Below are 2,910 nucleotides of genomic sequence, written 5' to 3' on the forward strand. Positions count from 1 at the left end.
CAGCGCAACAGGATAACGCTGCGATGCAAAATATTCACTTGAAACCCTGGCCACGCAACGGGTCCCCATAGCTCGGGCGTAGCGGTCGCCGCGAGAGTTGGCCGCCGTCCAAAGGGAAACGTCGGGAGGTGGTTGTTCTCAACCCCCTTTCGGGACTTCAAATTATGATCCGTTCTTTCGCACTTTCGACCCTGGCCGTTCTGGCCATCTCTGCTCCCGCCCAAGCCGGCTCCATGACGGTCAGCCTGGTCGGCAAGTCGCCCGCGCAAATCGAAGCAGACGTCACCAAGGCCGCGAAGTCGGTCTGCTTCCGCGAAACCCGCAGCGAGACCCTGGCCCTCGACGCCTACGGCCGTTGCGTGAAGGCCACCACCAAGGCGGCGCTGGACCAATTGGCCACGGCCCAGGCTGAAGCCAGCACCACGCTGGCCGCGCGCTAAGCTCGAAGAAAACCAAACACCAAAGCAAAGGCCGGCGGCGACGCCGGCCTTTGTCATGTCCGCGAGCCTATTTGCGCTCGTCGTGGACCCGAACGATCATTGATTGGCTGGCCGTCGCCATCAATTCTCCGTCCTGGGCGAACAGATACATGGCCCCGTGGCCGAACCCGCCATGCACGCCCAGGATCCGCGTGTCGCATAGCACCCAGTCGGTCGCCACGATCCGGCGCACGCGGATGGTGTTGTCCAGGCTGTTGCCTCCGGCGTTGAGCCCCAGTGCGTTGCCGACGGCGCCCGGCACGAAGTCGGCCATGATCGCCAGCATGGTGGCGTCGATAGGGATCGGCTCGCGCGGGCGGACCCACAGCAGCAGCCGGCCATCCTCGCCATCGCCCGCGTCGGTGCCCGCGTAGTGCCCCTTGGCCACCCGCACCTCGATGCGGCTGTGCAGGTCGTCTCCGCCGCCGCGCCAGTGAGCGGCGGGCGGGCAGTCTTCCGGCGCGGCGCAATCTGGCATGGTCAACCACTGGCGCGACATTTCGCTCGGCCGGGCGCCCAGGGCGGCGTTGACCGTGAAGATCTCCTTGTCGCCCACGTGGCCGGTCACCCGGGCCTGGCTGTTGTACTTGCCGGCCGCCGGCACCCAGACATCCAGGTCAACGACACTTGGCGGGCGGGCGTAGGACAGATACTGCGCGGTCGCCCAGATCACCGGCCGCTCGCAGGTCCGTTCCAGCGCCGCGATGGAGGAACCCAGCCCGACCCCACCGAACATGAACAGGTTTCCGGGTGGTCCCACGCAGACGGCGGGGCTCAGCGGCAGGTACCAGCGGTGCGGATTGTGGGTCGCCTGCAGGTCGAAAAAGAGCGGTCGGGTCATGGTCAGCGCGACGCCGCGGCCGCCTCGGCCTCATTCTGGAGCCGCTTCTCGGCCTCCTTCATCAGCGCGTCGGTGGAGAGGTTCTTGGCCTCGCGGGCCTTGATCTCATCGACCAGCCGCTGGTCCGAGTTTTGGACGTGCAGGGCGTAGAGGAAGGCGCCGAAGCCGCCGAGCGCGGCGACCGTGAGCACCAGGGCGGCGATCGCCGCCATGCTGGTCCAGGCCTTTGACTGCTGCCCGGGAGGCGCCGGCTTGAGATAGGCCGCGCCGATGAACACCACGCCGGCCAGGAATGTCGCGCATCCCGCCTGATGGATCATGGCCCGCTGCCCCACCAAATCGGCATTGGCCACCACGCTGGGCGCCAGCCCGATCAGACGGTTGCCCTCGGTCAGCTGCGACACCTCGATCGTGCCCGAGAACACCACCTGCGCGAGCCCCAGCAGGGCGAGAATCCATCCGGCGATGATCATGGGGCCTCCACGCCGCGAGCGGCGGACTCAGGTTGATCTGGCCTAGTTACCACGCGCCGCGCGGCTTTCGCGTCCCCCGCGACGACTTGACCGCCCCCGCGTCAGGTGGGCGAGCTTTCGCCAACAAAATCGGGAAGGAAGCGCCATGGCACAGTTCAAACTGCTCATCGACGGTCGCCTCGAAGACGGTGACTCCACCATGGAGGTCCTCAACCCGGCCACCGAGGAGTCCGTCGCCACCTGCCCAAGGGCCTCGAAAGCCCAGCTCGACAAGGCCGTGGCCGCCGCCAAGGCCGCCTTCCCAGCCTGGCGCGACACACCCATCGCGGAGCGCCGCGCGGCCCTCGTCGCCATGGCCGATATCATCCAGGCCAACGCACCGGAGCTGGCCCGCCTGCTGACCCAGGAACAGGGCAAGCCCATCGAGGCGGCGACCGGCGAGGTCTATGGCGCCTCGGCCTTCTTCCGCTACTTCTCGACCCTCGACCTGCCGATCAAGGTGTTGGACGACGGTCCGGGCCGCAAGGTCGAGGTCCGTCGCCGCGCCCTGGGGGTCGTCGGCGCCATCGTGCCGTGGAACTTTCCGATCATCCTCATGGCCTTCAAGGTCCCGGCCGCCCTGCTGGCCGGCAACACCGTGGTGCTGAAGCCCGCGGCGACGACGCCCCTGTCGACCCTGCGCTTCGCCGAGCTGGTCAAGGATTGCGTGCCGCCTGGCGTGCTCAACGTGATCGCCGACGCCAACGACCTGGGCGGGGCGCTGACCGCCCATCCTGACGTCAGCAAGATCTCCTTCACCGGCTCCACCGAGACCGGCAAGAAGGTGATGGCCGGCGCGGCCGACGCGCTGAAGCGCATCACCTTGGAGCTCGGCGGCAACGACGCGGCCATCGTGCTGGGCGACGTCAATCCAGAGGCGACGGCGGGCAAGATCTTCAGCGCCGCCTTCCAGAACTCCGGCCAGGTCTGCATCGCCGTCAAGCGGGCCTATGTGCACGAGAGCATCTATGACGCGGTTTGCGACGAGCTGGCCCGGCTGGCCGACGCCGCGGTGGTGGGCGAGGGCCTGCAGCAGGGCGTGCAGATGGGGCCGCTGCAGAACAAGATGCAGTACGAG

General features: G+C 67.6%; 4 protein-coding genes. 2 read left to right on the forward strand and 2 right to left on the reverse strand.

Annotated features, from left to right (window positions below):
- The first annotated feature begins 164 nt into the window (after window positions 1–164).
- A complete protein-coding gene (locus RMO04_RS08645) occupies window positions 165–440 on the forward strand; it encodes a hypothetical protein (RefSeq protein WP_309644381.1) in 276 nt (91 codons plus the stop codon).
- Between the two features lie 67 nt (window positions 441–507).
- Here RMO04_RS08645 and RMO04_RS08650 read toward each other — a convergent pair whose 3' ends face one another.
- Window positions 508–1,320: an acyl-CoA thioesterase domain-containing protein gene (locus RMO04_RS08650; protein ID WP_309644382.1), complete on the reverse strand. Its 813-nt coding sequence runs from the start codon at window positions 1,318–1,320 to the stop codon at window positions 508–510.
- 2 nt (window positions 1,321–1,322) lie between these two features.
- Window positions 1,323–1,793: a hypothetical protein gene (locus RMO04_RS08655; protein WP_309644383.1), complete on the reverse strand. Its 471-nt coding sequence runs from the start codon at window positions 1,791–1,793 to the stop codon at window positions 1,323–1,325.
- 145 nt (window positions 1,794–1,938) lie between these two features.
- Between RMO04_RS08655 and RMO04_RS08660 the strand changes: the two genes are divergently transcribed.
- On the forward strand, window positions 1,939–2,910 hold a 972-nt coding region (locus RMO04_RS08660), incomplete at its 3' end, for an aldehyde dehydrogenase family protein (protein WP_309644384.1).

This window comes from Phenylobacterium sp., assembly GCF_031412415.1.
Taxonomy (GTDB): domain Bacteria; phylum Pseudomonadota; class Alphaproteobacteria; order Caulobacterales; family Caulobacteraceae; genus Phenylobacterium.

What these genes read in the sequence shown, in the direction of transcription:
- RMO04_RS08645 (WP_309644381.1), top strand. Translation starts at nt 165, where the DNA reads ATGATCCGTTCTTTCGCACTTTCGACCCTGGCCGTTCTGGCCATCTCT.
- RMO04_RS08650 (WP_309644382.1), bottom strand. Translation starts at nt 1,320, where the DNA reads ATGACCCGACCGCTCTTTTTCGACCTGCAGGCGACCCACAATCCGCAC.
- RMO04_RS08655 (WP_309644383.1), bottom strand. Translation starts at nt 1,793, where the DNA reads ATGATCATCGCCGGATGGATTCTCGCCCTGCTGGGGCTCGCGCAGGTG.